Source organism: Haloplanus sp. HW8-1 (assembly GCF_023703795.1).
GTDB classification, from domain to species: domain Archaea; phylum Halobacteriota; class Halobacteria; order Halobacteriales; family Haloferacaceae; genus Haloplanus; species Haloplanus pelagicus.
Genome location: NZ_CP098520.1, coordinates 34668 through 52184 on the forward strand (window position 1 = coordinate 34668; position 17517 = coordinate 52184).

Here is a 17517-nt window from a genome sequence, read left to right on the forward strand (position 1 = left end):
CGCATACCGCTCCCTCCATAGCGGATGCCGTCTTAATGCATGGACGACAGGGCGTGCCTGAGTACTGGCCATCCCTCCTATTGTGACATCACGAGTTCGAACCGCGCCCCGCCCTCAGACCCGTCTGTCATAGACACCGTCCACCCGTGAGCTTCTACGATCCGCTTCACGATGGTTAGTCCGAATCCGGTGCCGCCACTCGTCGAGGAATGGCCCGGTTCGAAAATCTCCTCGCGCCGATCTGCGGGGATCCCAGACCCATCGTCTTCGACGTAGATAGTGTCCTCATCGACACGTCCGACACGAACGGTCACGTCCGTGCCACCGTGTTCGATAGCGTTTCGGAACAGATTCTCGAACACGTGCCGTAATCGGTCGCGATCGCCCTGGAAGGTCATCTTATCAGTTATTTCGAGGGTCGCCGCGTCTGTGTCTACCGTTCCCCAGCACTTCCCGACGAGATCGGTCAGACTGACCGACTCCGTTTCGTCTATCGTCTCGCCCTGCCGAGCGAGCGTCAACGTGTCCGCGATGATCGCCTCCATCCGGTCGAGCGCCCGCAGGAGTGGATCGAGGTGTTCGCTCTCCGTTTGTTCGTCGAGGATTGTTGCGCGGCCCTGTGCGACGTTGAGCGGATTGCGCAGGTCGTGGGAGATAACACTCGCAAACTCGTCGAGACGCTCTTTTTGACGGCGAAGCTGTCGTTCCCGTTCGACGCGGTCGGTGACGTTCCGGGTGATTCCCACGAGACGGGTTACGTCGCCGTCAGTGAGTACCGGCGCGAGATTCGTCTGCCAGATGCGTGCCTCCTCATCGATTTCTAACTCTTCCTGATACGAGATCGGCTCACGAGCCTTGACACACCGGTGATAGTTCGCTTCGAGTTCGGCTCCCGCTTGCTCACCAAATACATCGGGAGGTGTTTCTCCCCGCACCTCTTCGGTCGTGAGACCGGTTTGTTGCTCGTATGCCGGACTGAGACGGTCGAACTCGAACGTAATGTCGTCGTCTGAAACGTTGACATCAACGAAGAAAATCGCATCCTCTGCATTGTTGAGGAGGGCCTCGTACTCTTCAGCCAGTTTGCGGAGTTCGCGTTCCTGTTCTTTCCGCTCAGTAATCTCCCGGCTGTTGAGTAGAATACCGTCGATGACATCGTCTTCGAGTCGATTCCGCATCGTAGCCTCGATCCAGCACCACGACCCGTCGGCGTGTTTGAATCGGACTTCGACGGTCCGGGGTTCGTCCGGGGTCTCAAGAACAGCTTCGACCGCCTCGGCGTTTTTCTCCCGGTCGTCGGGATGGACGTATTCGTAGCCAGAGTTCCCGGCTAATTCCTCGGGATCGTAGCCGAGCACTCGGGTGACCGCGGGGCTCACGTATGTCATCGTTCCGTCAGTGTCGATGATCGTGGCGACGTCGCTCGACTCTTCGACGAGCATCCGATACCGATCCGCCTGATTCTCGATCCGTGTGTCCGAAGTCTCAGTGTCTTCCATTGGTCAGTGGTGTTCGACGGGTGTTCCCCGAACGGATGAGTCGGCAGACACCCGGGGAAGGCTCAATACGACGCCTGTTCCACGCGGTGAGTTATCCACGAATGTGACTTCGCCACCGTACAGCGAGACAGTCCAGTAGACGATCCAGAGCCCGAGTCCGATGCCGTGCTGGAGCGGCGTTTCCTCGCCCTGTTTGATCGTCTCCAGTTCTTGATCCGGAATGCCCGGTCCGTCATCCACAATTTCGATGTCGATCCACCGTTCAGACTGCTTTTCCCTGGACGGTCTGGTGGTGACCGTCACCTCGGGTTCGGGTTGGTCGTTGTGGACGACAGCATTATCCAGCAGTTCCTTCACTGCCAGCTTCAACCGGCTATCTGCTCGAACGTAGAGTGGGTCAGAACCATCAAGATCGAATGAAGCGGTCGAATACTCTTCAGAAACGGTGGTGGCGATATCGCTAACTAACTCCGTCACATTGGTAGCAGTCTCAGCTGATACTTCTTTTTCGAACAATGAGCGCACAGTTTCGGCTTTGTCACCCAGCGACTCCATGGCATCCGATCGTCTTTCGATCGCCCGCACGTGCGCCTGCGATTCGTCATCGCCCAGCGATTCGCGGAGTAGTTCGGCCCGGCCCTGAATCACGTTCATCCCGTTCTTGAGGTTGTGGCGCAAGACGCGATTGAGCACGTCGAGTTGCTGTTTGCGCAACCGACGATTCGTCACGTCGGACTCGATCGTGACGAAGTGCGTGATCTCTCCGTCGTCGTTCGCTATGGGCGAGATCGTCTGGTCGACGTGATACAGCTCCCCGTTTTTGCGCTGATTGATGAGACTTGCATTCCACTGCTCGCCCGAAAGGATCGTCTGCCACATCCGATCGTAGAACTCCTCGTCCTGTTTGCCTGATTTGATGATGCGGGGGGTTCGACCGACGGCTTCCTCACGAGTATAGCCGGTTCGGGCTTCGAATTTCGGATTCACGTACTCGATAGTTCCTTCCCTGTCAGTGATGAAGACCGCATGTCCTGCGTTCTCGACGGCTTTTTTGAACAGCTGTAAGTCCATTTCGCGCTCTTTGCGCTCGGAGACGTCCTCCTGGAACCCGACGTAGTTCTCGACGGTTCCGGCGTCGTCTCTCACCGGCGCGATACTGACGCGGTTCCAGAACTGACTGCCGTCCTTCCGGTAGTTCCGGAGTTCCACGGACACCGGTTCGTCCTTCTCAACTGCCGTGCGCATTTCGGCGACGGGTTCCTCTCGAGTCGCCTCACCCTGGAGAAACCGACAGTTGCGCCCGAGCGATTCCGATTCAGAATACCCCGTCAGCGCTTCGAATCCCTCGTTTACGTAGATCATCGGGTTATCTTCTTGATCGGGATCAGTAATGGTGATCCCGACGGGCGCTTTGTCCATCGCCTGGGACTTCAGTTCGAGCTCTCGTGCGTACGCTTTCCGGTCTGTCACGTCGCGTGCAGAGAGGATTACCGGTGACTGGTCGGAATCCTCGAGCGTCGCGGCCGACACCTCCAACTGTCGCGTTTCTCCTTCCTTCGTCTGACACGTGAGGTCGTCGGTCGATCCCTGCCCCGCCTCCTGTACCTGCTGGAGAAAGGACCGAAACCGCTCTCGATCGTCGGCGTGGATCGTCTCAGTCGGGGATACAGAGAGCAATTCGTCGCGCGAATATCCCACGAGGTCACACGCTGCCGGATTACACTCGGTGATCTCGTCGCCAGATGGAGCAACAACGAAGATCGCGTCGTTCGTCGAATCGAACAGCCGCTGAAATCGAATCTGCACGTCCTCGTAGCGCGTGGACAACTCCACCGACTGCTCACGCCTCGCCAACAAATTCCCCACACGACGAAACAGGGTCGTCCGGTCGACGGGTGCAGCCACCACTTCGTCAATGAGCGGTGGGCCGTCGCCGTTCTGCTCTGACGGCAGCGGGACCGTTCCCCTTGACCCTTCCTGTTGGATCAACAGTACGGGCGTGAAGGTCGGATGGGCCTCTTTTTTGTGCTCGCGTAACGCCTCGCGGTACGTCGGTACCATCTGTTCACCAACGAGATAACAATCGACGGGCTGGAGGGTGTCATCGACGATGACGTCGTATCGGTCGTCGAGGAATTCTTCGAGCGCTTCCCGGTCGTTGTCCCCGTGAATAAAGAGTTGTACCGTGTGTCGCTCACTCACTTCGCGACTCGACCGGTCGGTCATGATTGGTCGGTTGTCTGGTGGTACTCGTCTGGAATGCGATGCGTTGAACTACCCTGCATGATCCCCCGAACGGTATCGAACGGTCCTTCGATAACCAGCCCCTCGCCGGACTCGATAGCAAACCGCTGGAACCGGCTGTCGAAATCCCCGAGCCGTTTTTTTACAACGCCGATCGCTCGGTCCAGTTCGCCGTCGACCTCCACATAAGTGAGAAACACGATGTTGTCCGCGATGTAGCTGGTGTTCGTACTCGTGGCTTCCGGGATGCCGGTGAGACGGTCCGCCTCGTCCGTGACGATGACCGCGATACCGCGATTTTTGAGTATCCGGGTGAGACCGTGCAGCCGGCGAACGAGTCGCTGATCGCTGCCCTGGAGTGAGATCTTGTAGCCCGAGAGCCCGTCGATGAACACCGCGTCCGGTGCGTGCTCGTCGACCTGGTCGAGGACGTGCTGATCGAACTCCTCGGCGGAACGCACGAGCGGTTCGGTCTCTGTCAGCCCCAGTGATCCCTGCGTCCGCATCTCCGAGATCGGGAGTCCGAGGGTTTCCGAGCGATGGACGAACTGGTCGATCGACTCCTCGAAGAGGTATCCGAGCGCTGTCCCACCGTCTTCGACGATGCCCGAAAGTATCTGTGCGCCGGTGGTCGATTTGCCGATGCCGGTCGGACCGCTGATAAACGAAACGGTCCCGCGTTCGATTCCGCCACCGAGGAGACCGTCGAGGGATGCGTGTCCGGTAGAAACGAGTTCCGGATCGAACGTTCGGTTGTCGTGTTCCGGGATGGTCTGTGGGTAGACTTCGATCCCGTGCTCGCGGATTTCGAGTCCGTGGGTGCCGTCGACCTGTCCGAGGCCACGGTGTTTCGGGACCGCGATCCGGCGTTCATGCTCATCGAGGTACAGGTTGATGACGCCGTCGCTGAGCGATTCGAAATCGTCGTGCGTGCTCTCGCGAGTCCGTTCCCTGTCGAGTGTTCGCGTTGCGACTGTCGTCACCTGCCGGTCCCGGAGAAAGCGGATGAGCGATTGCAAGCGCTTCCGGTACTGGTATTCGTCCCGTTCGACGTACTGGAGTTGTGTGATCGGGTCGATGAGAATCCGGGCCGGGTCGACCTCCTCGATTACGTGTTTGATATCCTGCGTGAATTGCTCGGATTCGACTTCGGTCGCCTCGACTAGGTTGTATGACTTGTCCTCGGCGAAAAAGTCCGTTCCGGGCCCGATGTCTAAAAACTCGGCGTCCCGAATGTCGACATCGAGCCGTGCTGCGTTGACGAGAATGTCGTGTCTGGACTCTTCGCCGTGGATGTAGACGACTGTCTCGTCGGCATCGAGTCCCGCTCGTAGGAAGTGCTGGCCGAGCAGGGACTTCCCCGTTCCTGAGGCGCCCTGGACGAGGTACGTACGGCCCCGGATATACCCTCCGTTGAGCAGTTCGTCCAGCTCGGGGATACCCGACGCCACCAGCTTGATTTCTTCGGTCGCCGCATCGCGAGAGTGATCCGACATCGTGTATCATGTTTTGCCAACCGGCCCCGAGGGAGATAAGACGACAGTCTAGATAACGGGATTCGGCGGAGAAGGTGTCTAAAAAATGGGTTCGCTCAATGTGCGGTTTCGACGCTGATAATCTCGAAGCGGACGCCGCCTGTCTGGCTGTCAGTCACGCGGATTTCCCAGCCGTGTGCCTCCACGATCTCCTTGACGATTGCGAGACCGAATCCAGTGCCATCGTCAGCGGTCGAATAGCCGGCCTCGAAAATATCGTCGCGTTCTTCGTCGGGGATTCCCGCTCCATCGTCCGCGACGTAGAACCCGTCAGCTATCTCCCCGACGGTCACCGTTATCTCACCGCCTCCGTGGTTGACGGCGTTTCTAAAGAGATTCTCGAACAACTGCTGAAGTCGGCTCCGGTCAGCCGATATCGTCTGGTCTGTTTCGACAGCGAGCGTTGCGTCCGCACTCGGCGTCGTCTGCCAACACTCCTCGGCCAGTTCCGACAGGGTGACCGGTTCCGTCGTTCCGACTGCGTTCCCACTCTGGGCAAGTGCCAATAGATCATCGATGAGCGCCTGACAGCGATCGACCGCGTCACCCACTTCATCGAGGTGAGGGGAGTCACAATCGGCCTGTGCCAGTTCGAGGCGGCCCTGGGCAGTCATGAGCGGATTTCGGAGATCGTGGCTGACGATGCCTACGAAATCTTTGAGACGGGCGTTTTGCCGTTCAAGTTTCCGTGCACGCTCTTTGCGCTCTGTGATATCTCGGAGTGTCCCGACTGACCCGTCGAACTCGTCACCTTCGTAGGGAAGGACACCCATGTGATCCTCACAGACGATCGGGTCGCCGTCACATGGCTGGATCGTCACTTCGAATTGTACCGTCTCCGGGCCGTCACTCGACAGCAACCGACCCAAGTGGTGTTCTGCCCGTTCGACGGCATCCTCGTCCTTGATGAGTGACGGCGTGCTTCCGAGAATGGTTTTCCGGTCGTAGCCGACCAACTCGACGAGTTCGTCGCTGACATATGTGAATCGCCCCTCCTCGTCGAGCACGTACACGGCGTCGGTCAACGCCTCGATGATCGTCTCGTGCTTTTCGAGTTCCTGCCGACGCTCCTTGCGGTCGGTGATATCGTGACCAGCTCCACGGAGTTTCGTTACCTTCCCACCGGATTCTACGACCGGAGTTATCGTCATCTCGATCAGACGCTCGTCGCCGTCCCCTGGCTGAAGTCGCCACGTGTTGTGCAGTTCCTCGCCCGTCTCGAAGGCCCTGGTGAGTGTTTGCTGAATGTCTTCGCGGTCGTCCGGATGGAACAGTGCTATCGCCTCCTCCAGAGAGATTTCGGCCTGGTCAGGGTGACCGATAATTCGCCGGGTGCCAGCCGTCAGCAGGACAGTCCCGCTCTCTCTGTCCAGTTCCCATCCACCGGTGTCGCCGGCAAACTCCGTCAGCCGGGTCAGTTGTCGCTGTCTGTCGACCCGCTGTGCCTCGCGTCGTGCCTGGACGGCATTGCGGATCCGGTTGGCCAAGAGTTCGTACCGCTCGGTGCCGGAGCCCTTCTGGAGATAGTCGGTAACGCCGGCAGAGATGGCGTCGCTGGCGATGGACTCGCTTCCCTTGCCGGTAAACAGGATGAATGGCAGGTCGGGATACCGCTCTCGGACAGCCTGCAAGAACTCGAACCCGTTCATGCCGGGCATGTTGTAATCCGAGACAACACAATCGGGCCGACGATCATCTATCCTCTCTAACCCACTGTCGGCGGTCGTCGCTGTCTCGACAGTGAACTGGTGGTCCTCTCGCTCGAGAAACATCGCGGTGAGGTCGGCGAAATCGGGTTCGTCATCGACGTGAAGAACCTCCATCATTTCCTCCGTCTCAGTCAGGGCCCTTGCCTCACTCATGTTTCAGCCGAGATAGTTTCCGGATCGATCCAGACGATGTGTCCATCCTCCCGGGCGATGAGGCCGTTGACCATCTCCTCATCGACTGCTTCGACAGAGTCAGGATCGATCGTCAGGATCCGGCGCACGTCCGTTACCGCCCAGCCGGAACGCTCGCCCGTCGTCATTTCGGTATCGAAGACGATCATCCTGTCCTGGCTGATCCCATTCTCTTCGTGGCTATCTGACAAGAGCCTGGCACTCGGATCGATGACTCTCGTCGTCTCACCTCGGAGATCGATCGCCCCTTCGACGTGCGGGGGCGAATCCGGGATCGAAGTCACGTCTTTTTTCGAGCGACTCACGACCTCGGTGACGTACTCGATATCGATGCAGTACTGTTCCTCCCCGAGCGTGAACTCAAGGACCTGGTGTGATCCCATGGGTTCACATCTCCGCGTCGTGATCCGGCGTCCGGCCCGCAGTGTCCGACGCGTGGTGCCCGCCGTCAGCCGCGGCCGGCGATCCCGCTCTCGCCTCAGTTGCTCGACCGGTGCCCGATCCGGTTTCGAAATCCGACACCTGGTCGTGCAGGTCTTCGGCGAGACCGGACAGTTGCTGGATATTCTCGGAGGCTTCGGACAGGGAAGCGGTCTGTTCTTCTGTCGCGGCAGAGACGTTGCTCGCCTCGGCTGCAGTCTGCTGACTGACGCTGGAGACCTCGTCGACCATGGAAACCACTTCCTCCGACGAGGCCGCCTGGTCGTCGGTGGCGTCGCTGATTTCCCGAATTCCGCTTTCGGCCTCTTGCACGGCGTTGGCGATCTCGTCGAACATCTCGATGGCGTCCTCGATCGTGTCAGACCCGCGTTGCACCTGATCGCTCATCTGCTGCATCCCCTCGACGGTATCCTCCGTCGTCCCCTGGACTTCTTCGATGCGCTGTTCGATGTCGGCAGTCGCCTCGGCAGCCTCCTCTGCCAGGGATTTGATCTCGTTTGCCACGACCCCGAATCCTTCACCTGCTTCGCCGGCACGGGCGGCCTCGATCGACGCGTTCAACGCGAGCATGTTCGTCTGTTCGGCTATCTCAGTGATCATCTCGACCACCTCACCGATCTGGTCCATCTTCTCGTCGAGCGTTTCGACCTGCGTGGCTGCCTCGTCGGCCCGGGTTTCGATGGACTGGATCTCCTCGGTCGCCTCCGAGGCATACTGCCGCCCCGTCTCGCCACGCTCGACGGCCGTACTGGCAGTCGAAGTCACCTCTTCGGCCGAGGAAGCGATTTCCTCAACGGTCGCCGACATATCGTTCATTTCGCCGGCCACCTCTTGGAGGTTCTCGCTTTGCGTGTCCGCACCGCGTGAGATCTCTTCAACGGACTCCGCGACCTGTTCGCTGGCCTGTTCGATCTCCTCCGAACTGCCCGCTACTTCCTCGCTTGACGTCGCGACGTCGTCTGCGATCGCCTGAACGCGTTCGACGCTCGCATTCAGTTGTTCGATCCCGTCCGCAAGGTCGCTCAACGCAGTTCCAAACGCTCCCGGGTAGTCCGTGTCGATGTCCTGGGCGAGCCGTCCGTCTCGCAGTCCCTGACTCGCGGTGGCGATCTCGTCGAAACTTCCCGAGACCGCCCCCATGCCGTCGTCGAAGGCGGTGAGGATCTCCCCGTAGTTGCCGGCGCGGTCGGTGTCGATGTCCTGCTCGAGATTACCGGTTTTCAGGTTCTGGCTGGCGGTGCGGATCTCTTCGAAACTGCTGACCATTTCGGTAGCACCGTCGTCGAGGTTGGTCATGATGTCGCCGTAGGTGCCGGGGAAGTCGGTCCGGCGGTCCCGGGTCTCGAGGGCGTCGTCACCGGTTGCGAGGTTGGTGCTGAAGGTGTCGATTTCGTCGAAGGCACTGCGGAGATTGGCCTGCATTTGCTGGAATGCATCGCTCATACGGCCGAGTTCGTCGTCTTCGAGGTGGTCGTCGACTTCGGCGGTGAGGTCGCCTTCACTCATGGCTTGTGAGGCCTCGGAGAGTTGTTTGATCGGGGTGGTGATGCGGCTGGCGACGAAGAGGCCGATGAGGGTAGCCGCGACGAACGCTCCGACAGTCAGTCCGATAATCGTCATGTGGCTATTGTTCGTCGTCGTCGCCGCCGACGCGACTGACGCTTCCATTTTCGCGTCGGCGTCTTCCTCGAAGGCCGTGGTGTCTTCGTCGAGTTCAGTGTAGACGCTGTCTAGCTCGTCCATCTGCTGGTTTGCGCGCTCCTCGTCTCCCGCCTCCATCGCGGCGATGATTTCTTCGCCCTTGGTTTTCGCCTCTTCGTGTTCGGTTTTCATCTCCGAAAGCAACTGCTGTTGCTCCTCGGTGAGGTCGTCACGTTCTGCCAGCGTCGTGTACCACTCTTCGAAGTCTGCCTGGGAGGCACGGAATTCTTCGGCTGCCTCCATCTCGCCCGTTAACACTTCGTGCAGTGCCAGCCGCTCCGATTCGAGGTCGTACTTCATTTCCATCGCTGCGTCTGCCTCGGCGACGTCGTCGTGGACGACGGATTCGAGCTGGTTGTCCACAGTCGTGACACTCGTATATCCGACGAACCCTGTCACGGCCACGAGTACCGCCACGAGCACGAACGCCAGGATGAGCTTCGGCCGCAGGTCGAACCGATCGATTGTCACCTTCTCTAGCATGTGTCATCGTCTCTTGACTATCGCTATAATTAATGTCTCTAGATGACGGGATGAGTATCACACCTGAGAACCGACGACGGTCTCGTTCGCCAACCTCTCCGTTCGAGCCGTTCCCGGGGGTCGCATCCGAGAACGCCTTCCGGACCGCGCTCCTGAGAGTATCCGGTTATCTAGATGAGGGACTTATGACCACATTTAGTCTACACTCACCCCATGTCCGGTTCACCAGAGTATAGCCGGGACGATTTTGGACGGGGCGGTCTCAACGACCAGCTGGACGCGGACTCCTTAGTCGAGGAAATCGGCCTGGATAGATCCGAAATCCGGTGGCGGAAGGATTTCATCGGTTTCACCGACGACGATGTCCGTCGTCTTCGGACGTATCGAGATGACTTCGCGGACAACGCCGACCAGGTGGCCGAGGACTTCTACGACAATCTGACCGACCACGAGGAGACAGTCGAGGTCATCGGGCGGTCGCCCAAGAACGTCGAACAACTCAAGCGAACGCAATCGGCGTATCTCACGACGCTCGTGGAGGGGGAGTACGGCAGGGACTACTTCCGTGACCGGGCCCGTATCGGCAAACTCCATGATATACTGGATATGCCGATGAAACACTACCTCGGCCAGTACGGAGTCTACTACGACCTCATCCTTCCGCTGGTGGGCGACCGCCTCGTCGCATCACTCACTGACCGCCTGACAGATACTGTCGCAGACGGAGGGATGGAGGCCGCCTCTACCGAGGAAGAGGATGCACTGAACCCCGCCGACCTCTCGCGTCGCGCGATCGAAACAGCGGTCGAAGAAGAGGTCGACGACGCCGTGGGGGATATTCTTGCGCTTCTCCGAATCATCAATCTCGACATGCAAGTCGTCACAGACACCTACATTCACTCCTACAGCCAGCAACTCGAAGAGGAGATCGAGCGCAACAGACAACTGATGGCCGAGGTCGAGGAAGACGTGAAACAACCGGTGAGTGACCTCCAGACGAGCGCCGAGGACGTCGCCGAGAGTTCCACCGCAATCAGCGACGCAGCGTCCCAACAGTCCGAACGGGTGGACGAGATTTCGTCCGAGGTAGCGAACCTCTCGGCGACGATCGAAGAGGTCGCCTCGACGGCCGACCAGGTCGAGAGTGCGAGCGACCGGGCGGAAGCCCTCGCGGAAGACGGCAAGGAAGCCGCCGATACTGCTGCCGGGGTGATGGACGGTATCGGTGAGGCAGTCAACGACGTCGCGGACGATGTCACCTCCTTACAGGACCGTGTCCAGCAGATAGATGAGTTCGTCGATGCGATCGACGAGATCGCAGAGCAGACGAACATGCTCGCGCTGAACGCCTCGATCGAGGCCGCGCGTGCCGGCGAAGCCGGTGAGGGGTTCGGCGTCGTCGCCGACGAGATCAAGTCACTCGCCGAGGAATCACAGACCCACGCCAGCGACATCGAGACGATGGTCGATGGCATCCAGACCGATACTGAGGAGACGGCGGCGAATCTCGCCGACACTACCGAACAGGTCGATCGAGGCATCGAGCGGGTTCAGGATGCAATGGATAGCTTGACTGAAATCGTCGAGGCCGTCACCGAAACGGCGAACGGGATCAGCGAAGTCGCAGACGCGACCGACGACCAGGCGGCTGCCGCCGAAGAGATTGCGTCGATGGTCGACGAGGTAGTCGATCGGACCGACCGCGTCGCAGAGGAAATCGAGAGTTTGGCTGCGGCGAACGAGGAACAGGCGGCAATGGTCTCCGAAGTGGAGGCGTCAGTAACGCGTCTGTCTGGTGACCGCTCCGCGACTGACGGCGGGCGGGAAATCGTCACCACGACTAACTCCGAACAGGTGTCGATTCCACAAGACCTTCCCGACGACATGCCGGACTTCGTGATCGAAACGCTCTCGGAGGAGCAGCTGCGGGAGGTGGCTATCGGGAACCGTGATCCGACAGACCTGCTGTGACGGGCGCTTCCGGCGGAAACAGGAACGTATCGACAGTGACAAAGGCGGCACCAGACGCCGGAGATAGAAACAAGAGAGGAGTACTGGATGGTTTCATATTCGGATGCGTCGATGGGTCTACGGGATAGTATCGAGTATATAAGAGACCACGAGAAGGAACTCCGTCTGTTCAACGTCGATCCCGCCGACACGATACACGAGGAACTCGGCGCGTTCTTCAACACACAAAACGTGCGAATTACCGTCAATCGAACGGCATCGGGAAAACCGGAAGAGCTCGCAGTTCTCAGCAACGCGACCGAAGTCCTCGCTGTCGTCGATGTGTCGACTCTCAGGGAGTTACTCGAAGACGTTTCAACAGGGACCGGCGACCTTGGCATTGCCGACAGAGAATACGAGAGTGTTCTCCGTCATCTCAAAGAAACCACGTTCACGTCATGCGATACGGAACAGTTGCTCTACGCGTCCCGGGAGATCGAGGACCGTGCTCGTCGGGTCGGCCAGGGTTCGATTCACACGGGGTTCCAGCGATGTTCAGTCATCGTAGAACAGCGGTCGATTTACGCTGACCTCGCTCGCCGAGGCGTCTCCGTGCGCGCCTACGGCGTCCCCGACGCCACGCCGCCGGATCTCGGTTCCGGTCACGTTCATGCGGTCTCGACAGACGAGGTAGCCGAGACGTGGTTCGTCGTCTTCGACGGGGGTGGCAATAATACCCAGAAGACTGCCTTACTCGCCCACGAACGCGACAAGGACGCGTTCCACGGCGTTTTGACGTACGACCCGGGATTCGTCGACCACATCCTCGAATATTTGAATCGGAGTTACGGATCCCCCTCCGACGGCGTACTCTCCGGCCCCTGACGCCAGTAAATCGAGAGTTCATACCGAAATCGGGCGCCTGGATACAGAAACCGACAAACACTCCGTTGGTGGTATTAGCGGAACGTTCTCAGAACATGAAATCAGTAGAATGTTATTTATCTCTGGTTGATAGACTTGGTCTATAATGGTAGAACAGAACCGACAAAGAGGAGGTGAGGAAGGGAAGAAGTCGAACCAGGCCGAATCCGTCGAGACTGGTTCTGTTTCGTGGCGCGATACCTTCGTATCCGAAGAGGCCACACAGGAGAGAGCCGGCACAGCAGACGCTTCCCACGGGCTCGGAGAGTCAAAAACCACGCGAGAACTGCGAGCGCGGACGAAAGCACTGGAAGCACTCACACGGGCGAGTGACCTCTTCGTCGGTCTGTCCGCCCCTGTTGACGAGAGTGTCCGCACGCTCGTCACCGAACTTCCACAGTGGTTCCAGCATCCTGAAACGATTGAGGTCAGAATGCGAGTCGGCAATGACCTGTTCGAAACCGACGGCTTCCAGCGGACTGGTGATCCTCAGACGGCGGAGGCCCGAACACGCACTGGCACGGCTGTCTCGATGACGGTCGTGTGCGCGGATCAGCGACCCGACACCGGAGAGCGGGAATGGCTCCCAACAGAACGAGAACTCGTTGAGACGCTCGTTTCACTCGTTAAAGAAGGAATCGATCGATGGGAAATAGACAGTCTGAAGCGCGTGTCCGATGGTATTGCTGTACTCGACAGCAACCTCAACTACGTATACGTGAACCAGCAGGCTGCACGGCTTCTCGGTCAAGACAGCGAGGAACTGCGTGGCGAATACGTCTGGGACATTTTTCCTGAAGCGGCAGACACCATCGCCGAAGAGAAAATCCAGACGACTCTCGACACGCAGTCGCCGACGTCCTTCGAGCGATATAACGCCGACAAAGAGCAGTGGATTGAAGCCACAGTCTACCCGAGCGACGACGGCGTCATTATCGTCTTCTCAGAGATCACCAACAAGAAGGTAGCCGAACGAGAACTGGAACACGTTCTGGAAACGACTCCCGTTGGAATCGTCCTCCTGAACGCCGATAGAAATATTACCCGCGCAAACTCCCGTGCCGAGGAGTTACTCGGCTTATCCAGACGCAAGATAGGTGAAACGGCGTACGACCACCCCGACTGGGATATCTGGGACGAGGTGGGCAATCCGATCCCACGCGAGGACCATCCGATCACGCGTGTCTTCGAAACCGGCGAGACTATTACGGGGTTCACCCACGGAATCACGCTCCCGGACGGCTCCGAACGGTGGCTGTCAAGCAACGTCGCCCCGATCAAAACTGAAGACGGATCCATTGAACAGATCATCGTTGCGCTGGAAGACATCACCGTTACCAAACGCCTCGAACAGCTCGTCGAGACTTTCCAGCCAGTCAACGAGATTCTCAACAGTGCAACCGCAGACGAGGAGACCAAACAGGCCATTTGTGAGTTGCTGACGGACACGCGGGAATACCAGTACGCACGGGTCAGTGAACACACCCCAGGCACAGCACCAACCGAGTCGGATCTCTTGGAGGGGAGGGGGGCTGTCGCTGCCAACGAGTCTGTTCCCCTCCCGATACAATCGCAAACAGAGGTCGCTCCGGCAGAGGTCGCTGTTGAAACAGGCGATATACAGGTCGTTACGAGGAACCGAACCGACTCACGGTTTGACCGGTGGCGAGCAGACACACTCGACCAGGGGTTCCAGGGCGGAGCTATCGTTCCCCTTCAGCATAGGGGACGCGTCTACGATCTACTCGTCCTGTATACAGACCGTGGAGAGGCGTTCGGGAGCCGCGAGCAGACACTCCTGACGACGCTCGGTGAGCGGATTGGGCAAGTTCTTCACTCACTTAGGACAGAGCGCATTCTCCACGCCGACACAATGGCTACACTCACGTTCGAGAGCACTGACTCGGCGTCGTTTTTCATCTCCGCTTCCGAACAGCTGGATTGTACGATCGAGATTAGGGACACGATTCCGGCTTCGGATGGCATGCTCGTCCACTATGCGTCCGTTCAGGACGCTTCGTTGGATGCTCTGGGTGATATCGCGGAGAACGGAGATTGGGCCGCCCAGGTGCGACAGATCCGTCACACTGAGGACCCGCCAGGTGGAGAGGTCGAAATCAGACTGCACCGACAATCCCTGGCACAGACTCTCGTCACAGAGGGTGCAGTCGTCACGACGGATACGGTAACTGACGGCCGGGCCGAGGTCGTCTGCGAAGTGCCACTCGGTACCGATATTTGTTCGCTCGTGACACGTGTTCAGGAGTCGTTCCCGGAAACGACGTTGGTCTCAAAACGTGAATACACTCCCGCTGCGAAGTCGGATGCACACGCAGTCGGTCGGGTCCTGGGAGACATCTTCGAAACCGAACTCACAGACCGGCAACAACAGGTCCTGCGAGCTGCGATGTACGGTGGGTACTTCCAATCACCGCGACGAAGTACGGCAACCGAGATCGCCGACGCGCTCTCACTGACCCAATCGACCTTCTCCTATCATTTACGAAACGCGCAGCAAACACTTTTTGAGAGACTATTCGACCGATTGCAGTGATAATTATCATCTCCCTGGCTAGTATGCGAAAATCCATGGAGAAGAATACCCGATTGTGCGTTGTGGGGGCATCTGGAACACGTTCTCAGGGGATCTCGACGTTTGGCATCCAATTACACCCTGTGCTTTCTAGGGCCTATTCGAGTCTACGTTCTTCTTCCCCGATCGGGCCAGCGTCAACGAATCCGGCATCAGGAGATTCAACCTATGAGTCCGTGAGGTTAGTGGCACGATGGTGTTTTGAGCATGTCATGGTCAAAGGCTTCTAGTGACAACTTCTCGGGAGTCTCGATGTGTTGTCTTTCGACGGATCGCACGCCAGCCGCACGTTGCGTGGCCAGTCTATGATACGACACCGCTGTACGATCGAACGTCGCTCGCTGGGCTGGAATCAGATATCCGGACAGTCTCGGCGACGTGGTTCGATCACGAAAGCCACGACTCGGTCGAGGGGTTCGTCTGTGCACTCCCCCTGGCCTACTTCCGGTTCAGCGCCCACGACCGATATGAGGGGTCGCCACGCTACCGGATGGACACCCTCTTTCGGGTGTTTGTACTGAAAGAACTCCACGGGTGGGAGCACGAAACAGCACTCGTCAACTACCTCGGGACCCGTCCTGAACTCTGCGAGCAACTCGGTTTCGAGACGATTCCAGACCAGTCGACACTGTGGCGAAGCTGGCACGAGCGGTTTACCATTGACCTCAGGGAGACTGTCGAGACGGCGGCTCGAACGATCCTCATCAAAGCCCAGGATGCGGGTGTTGAGGTTCCGCGTGAACCGACACAAAAGCCCCGATACCACGGGAACGAGTCCGGTGAGTCAGACCCGGATGATCAAACTACGTTGGAGCAGGCAGAGAAGATTACCGACCACGTCAGCCGCATCGTGTTCCCGGCGTTTTCGTTGGACCGTGGGGACGGCTGTGAGATCCACGAGAACGCCTACTTGGGCTTGCAGACCTATCTCGGACTCCGTGAGAGACTGGCTGCGAACGAGGGCGCTCGTAGCTTCACCTACGAGTCGACTCGGGAACGGACACCGCTGGGCCACGCCCATCGCGAGCAGATTCGAGACCTCTCGATTGAACAGGTTCGCGAGATGTACCGGCAGGCCGTCAACAGGCTCCTGAGCGAAGTCGCGGAGACAGAGGAGTTCTTCCGAGCCGGGATCGTCGCAATCGATATCACCGAGGCTGACCCGTTCACCGGCGATAGAACGGGCCACGAAGACGAAATCATCGGCACCAAGGAGAAAACTGACGAGTACGCCTACCAGTGGGCTACCGTCCAGTTAGTCGGGAATGCCGTTCCGATTGTACTGGACGCACGGCCAGTTCGAAAGGGAGAGTCCCGCTTGGAAATCGTCAAGGACCTCTTGGATTCTGCTGAAGAGATGGTACACGTTGATAACGTGTTGATGGATCGGGAGTTCGACAGTCAGCACGTCCTGGAGATGCTCAGCCAGCGTGGCCTGTCGTATGTCGTTCCCAAGCGGATGCAGTCCAGCGAGAAGGCTCAGGCGAAGCGGTTGCTTCAGCGCGACCAAGACCGATACGAGACTGACCGAAAGCTCCACCTCGGGAAGAACGAATGGCACGAAACGACGCTGATCTACCGCCGGAAAGAAGACTCCGAGCAGGACGACCATCGGCAGTACTCGGTGTTTATGACGAATTGCGGGAGCGGGCATCTCACGGAGTACGGTTACCGGTGGGAGATTGAGAGCGGCTACAGATCGATAAAGCGGTTCATGGCGGCGACGACATCGAAAGATTTCGGGCTACGGTTCTTCTACTTCGCATTCGCCTGTCTGTTATACTCGATCTGGCGAGCTGTCGATCTGCTCGTGCAGGTTGAGTTGACTGGTGAGTACGAACATTCGCCGATCGTAACAGCCGACAACACGCTGACGCTGCTGAAGAAGGAGACTGGAATTGGGTAGAGAGACACTCTGTTTAGGTTAGCGCGCCGTCTGAGTGGCTACACTGTTGGAAGTCGCGAAAATTCGTCCATACGATTGGAAGTATGACAGGAATGACCGCTTGGGGAGTGATTTGAGGTGGTCTGCGTTGACTGACCCGGCCAAATTCACGCATCACAGCCCCGCTGAACCCGGTATAGTCTCAACTTCCCAGCAGAAATTTTCGATATAGCAGCATACCGTTTATTAACTAAATCTGGATCCCTAAAACACGGTATTTCTGCGTTAGTGGCTCTGTATCGTGCGTTTACCGAGTCATAGTTTCGAGATTCGAGTAGGTACTCTTAGTTCGATAAGAGTA

The 17517-nt window shown here is 58.4% G+C and carries 10 protein-coding genes; 4 read left to right on the forward strand and 6 right to left on the reverse strand.

The window, feature by feature from the left end; genetic code table 11:
• Nucleotides 1-77: 77 nt before the first annotated feature.
• The 6 genes from NBT82_RS19200 to NBT82_RS19225 all read right to left on the reverse strand — a co-directional run bounded on the left by NBT82_RS19200 (nucleotide 78) and on the right by NBT82_RS19225 (nucleotide 9804).
• The gene (locus NBT82_RS19200) at nucleotides 78-1499 is read right to left on the reverse strand and encodes a PAS domain S-box protein (RefSeq protein WP_251331500.1); all 1422 of its coding nucleotides are present in this window, start codon (nucleotides 1497-1499) and stop codon (nucleotides 78-80) included.
• A 3-nt stretch (nucleotides 1500-1502) separates the two neighbouring features.
• On the reverse strand, nucleotides 1503-3701 hold the full coding sequence (locus tag NBT82_RS19205) for a PAS domain S-box protein (protein ID WP_251331501.1): 2199 nt from the start codon (nucleotides 3699-3701) through the stop codon (nucleotides 1503-1505).
• A gap of 20 nt (nucleotides 3702-3721) precedes the next feature.
• Entirely contained in the window at nucleotides 3722-5239 is a 1518-nt protein-coding gene (locus NBT82_RS19210; protein WP_251331502.1) for an ATPase domain-containing protein, read from the reverse strand.
• 95 nt (nucleotides 5240-5334) lie between these two features.
• The gene (locus NBT82_RS19215) at nucleotides 5335-7140 is read right to left on the reverse strand and encodes a PAS domain S-box protein (RefSeq protein WP_251331503.1); all 1806 of its coding nucleotides are present in this window, start codon (nucleotides 7138-7140) and stop codon (nucleotides 5335-5337) included.
• A complete protein-coding gene (locus NBT82_RS19220) occupies nucleotides 7137-7562 on the reverse strand; it encodes a chemotaxis protein CheW (protein WP_251331504.1) in 426 nt (141 codons plus the stop codon). Before NBT82_RS19220 ends, NBT82_RS19215 begins: the two co-directional genes overlap by 4 nt.
• A gap of 4 nt (nucleotides 7563-7566) precedes the next feature.
• A complete protein-coding gene (locus tag NBT82_RS19225; protein ID WP_251331505.1) occupies nucleotides 7567-9804 on the reverse strand; it encodes a HAMP domain-containing methyl-accepting chemotaxis protein in 2238 nt (745 codons plus the stop codon).
• Nucleotides 9805-10017: 213 nt separating this feature from the next.
• On the opposite strand from NBT82_RS19225, the gene NBT82_RS19230 reads away from it, so the two are divergent.
• From NBT82_RS19230 to NBT82_RS19245, 4 genes are all read left to right on the forward strand, one after another.
• A complete protein-coding gene (locus NBT82_RS19230; protein WP_251331506.1) occupies nucleotides 10018-11775 on the forward strand; it encodes a globin-coupled sensor protein in 1758 nt (585 codons plus the stop codon).
• Nucleotides 11776-11862: 87 nt separating this feature from the next.
• A complete protein-coding gene (locus NBT82_RS19235; protein ID WP_251331507.1) occupies nucleotides 11863-12639 on the forward strand; it encodes a DICT sensory domain-containing protein in 777 nt (258 codons plus the stop codon).
• Nucleotides 12640-12784: 145 nt separating this feature from the next.
• The gene (locus NBT82_RS19240; RefSeq protein ID WP_251331508.1) at nucleotides 12785-15232 is read left to right on the forward strand and encodes a PAS domain-containing protein; all 2448 of its coding nucleotides are present in this window, start codon (nucleotides 12785-12787) and stop codon (nucleotides 15230-15232) included.
• 268 nt (nucleotides 15233-15500) lie between these two features.
• Complete coding sequence (locus NBT82_RS19245; protein WP_251331509.1) at nucleotides 15501-17177, forward strand: transposase; 1677 nt, start codon at nucleotides 15501-15503, stop codon at nucleotides 17175-17177.
• Nucleotides 17178-17517 lie beyond the last annotated feature (340 nt).

Coding starts and splice junctions, on each gene's coding strand:
- NBT82_RS19200 (WP_251331500.1), bottom strand. CDS start 1,499: ATGGAAGACACTGAGACTTCGGACACACGGATCGAGAATCAGGCGGAT.
- NBT82_RS19210 (WP_251331502.1), bottom strand. CDS start 5,239: ATGTCGGATCACTCTCGCGATGCGGCGACCGAAGAAATCAAGCTGGTG.
- NBT82_RS19215 (WP_251331503.1), bottom strand. CDS start 7,140: ATGAGTGAGGCAAGGGCCCTGACTGAGACGGAGGAAATGATGGAGGTT.
- NBT82_RS19220 (WP_251331504.1), bottom strand. CDS start 7,562: ATGGGATCACACCAGGTCCTTGAGTTCACGCTCGGGGAGGAACAGTAC.
- NBT82_RS19225 (WP_251331505.1), bottom strand. CDS start 9,804: ATGCTAGAGAAGGTGACAATCGATCGGTTCGACCTGCGGCCGAAGCTC.
- NBT82_RS19230 (WP_251331506.1), top strand. CDS start 10,018: ATGTCCGGTTCACCAGAGTATAGCCGGGACGATTTTGGACGGGGCGGT.
- NBT82_RS19235 (WP_251331507.1), top strand. CDS start 11,863: ATGGTTTCATATTCGGATGCGTCGATGGGTCTACGGGATAGTATCGAG.
- NBT82_RS19240 (WP_251331508.1), top strand. CDS start 12,785: ATGGTAGAACAGAACCGACAAAGAGGAGGTGAGGAAGGGAAGAAGTCG.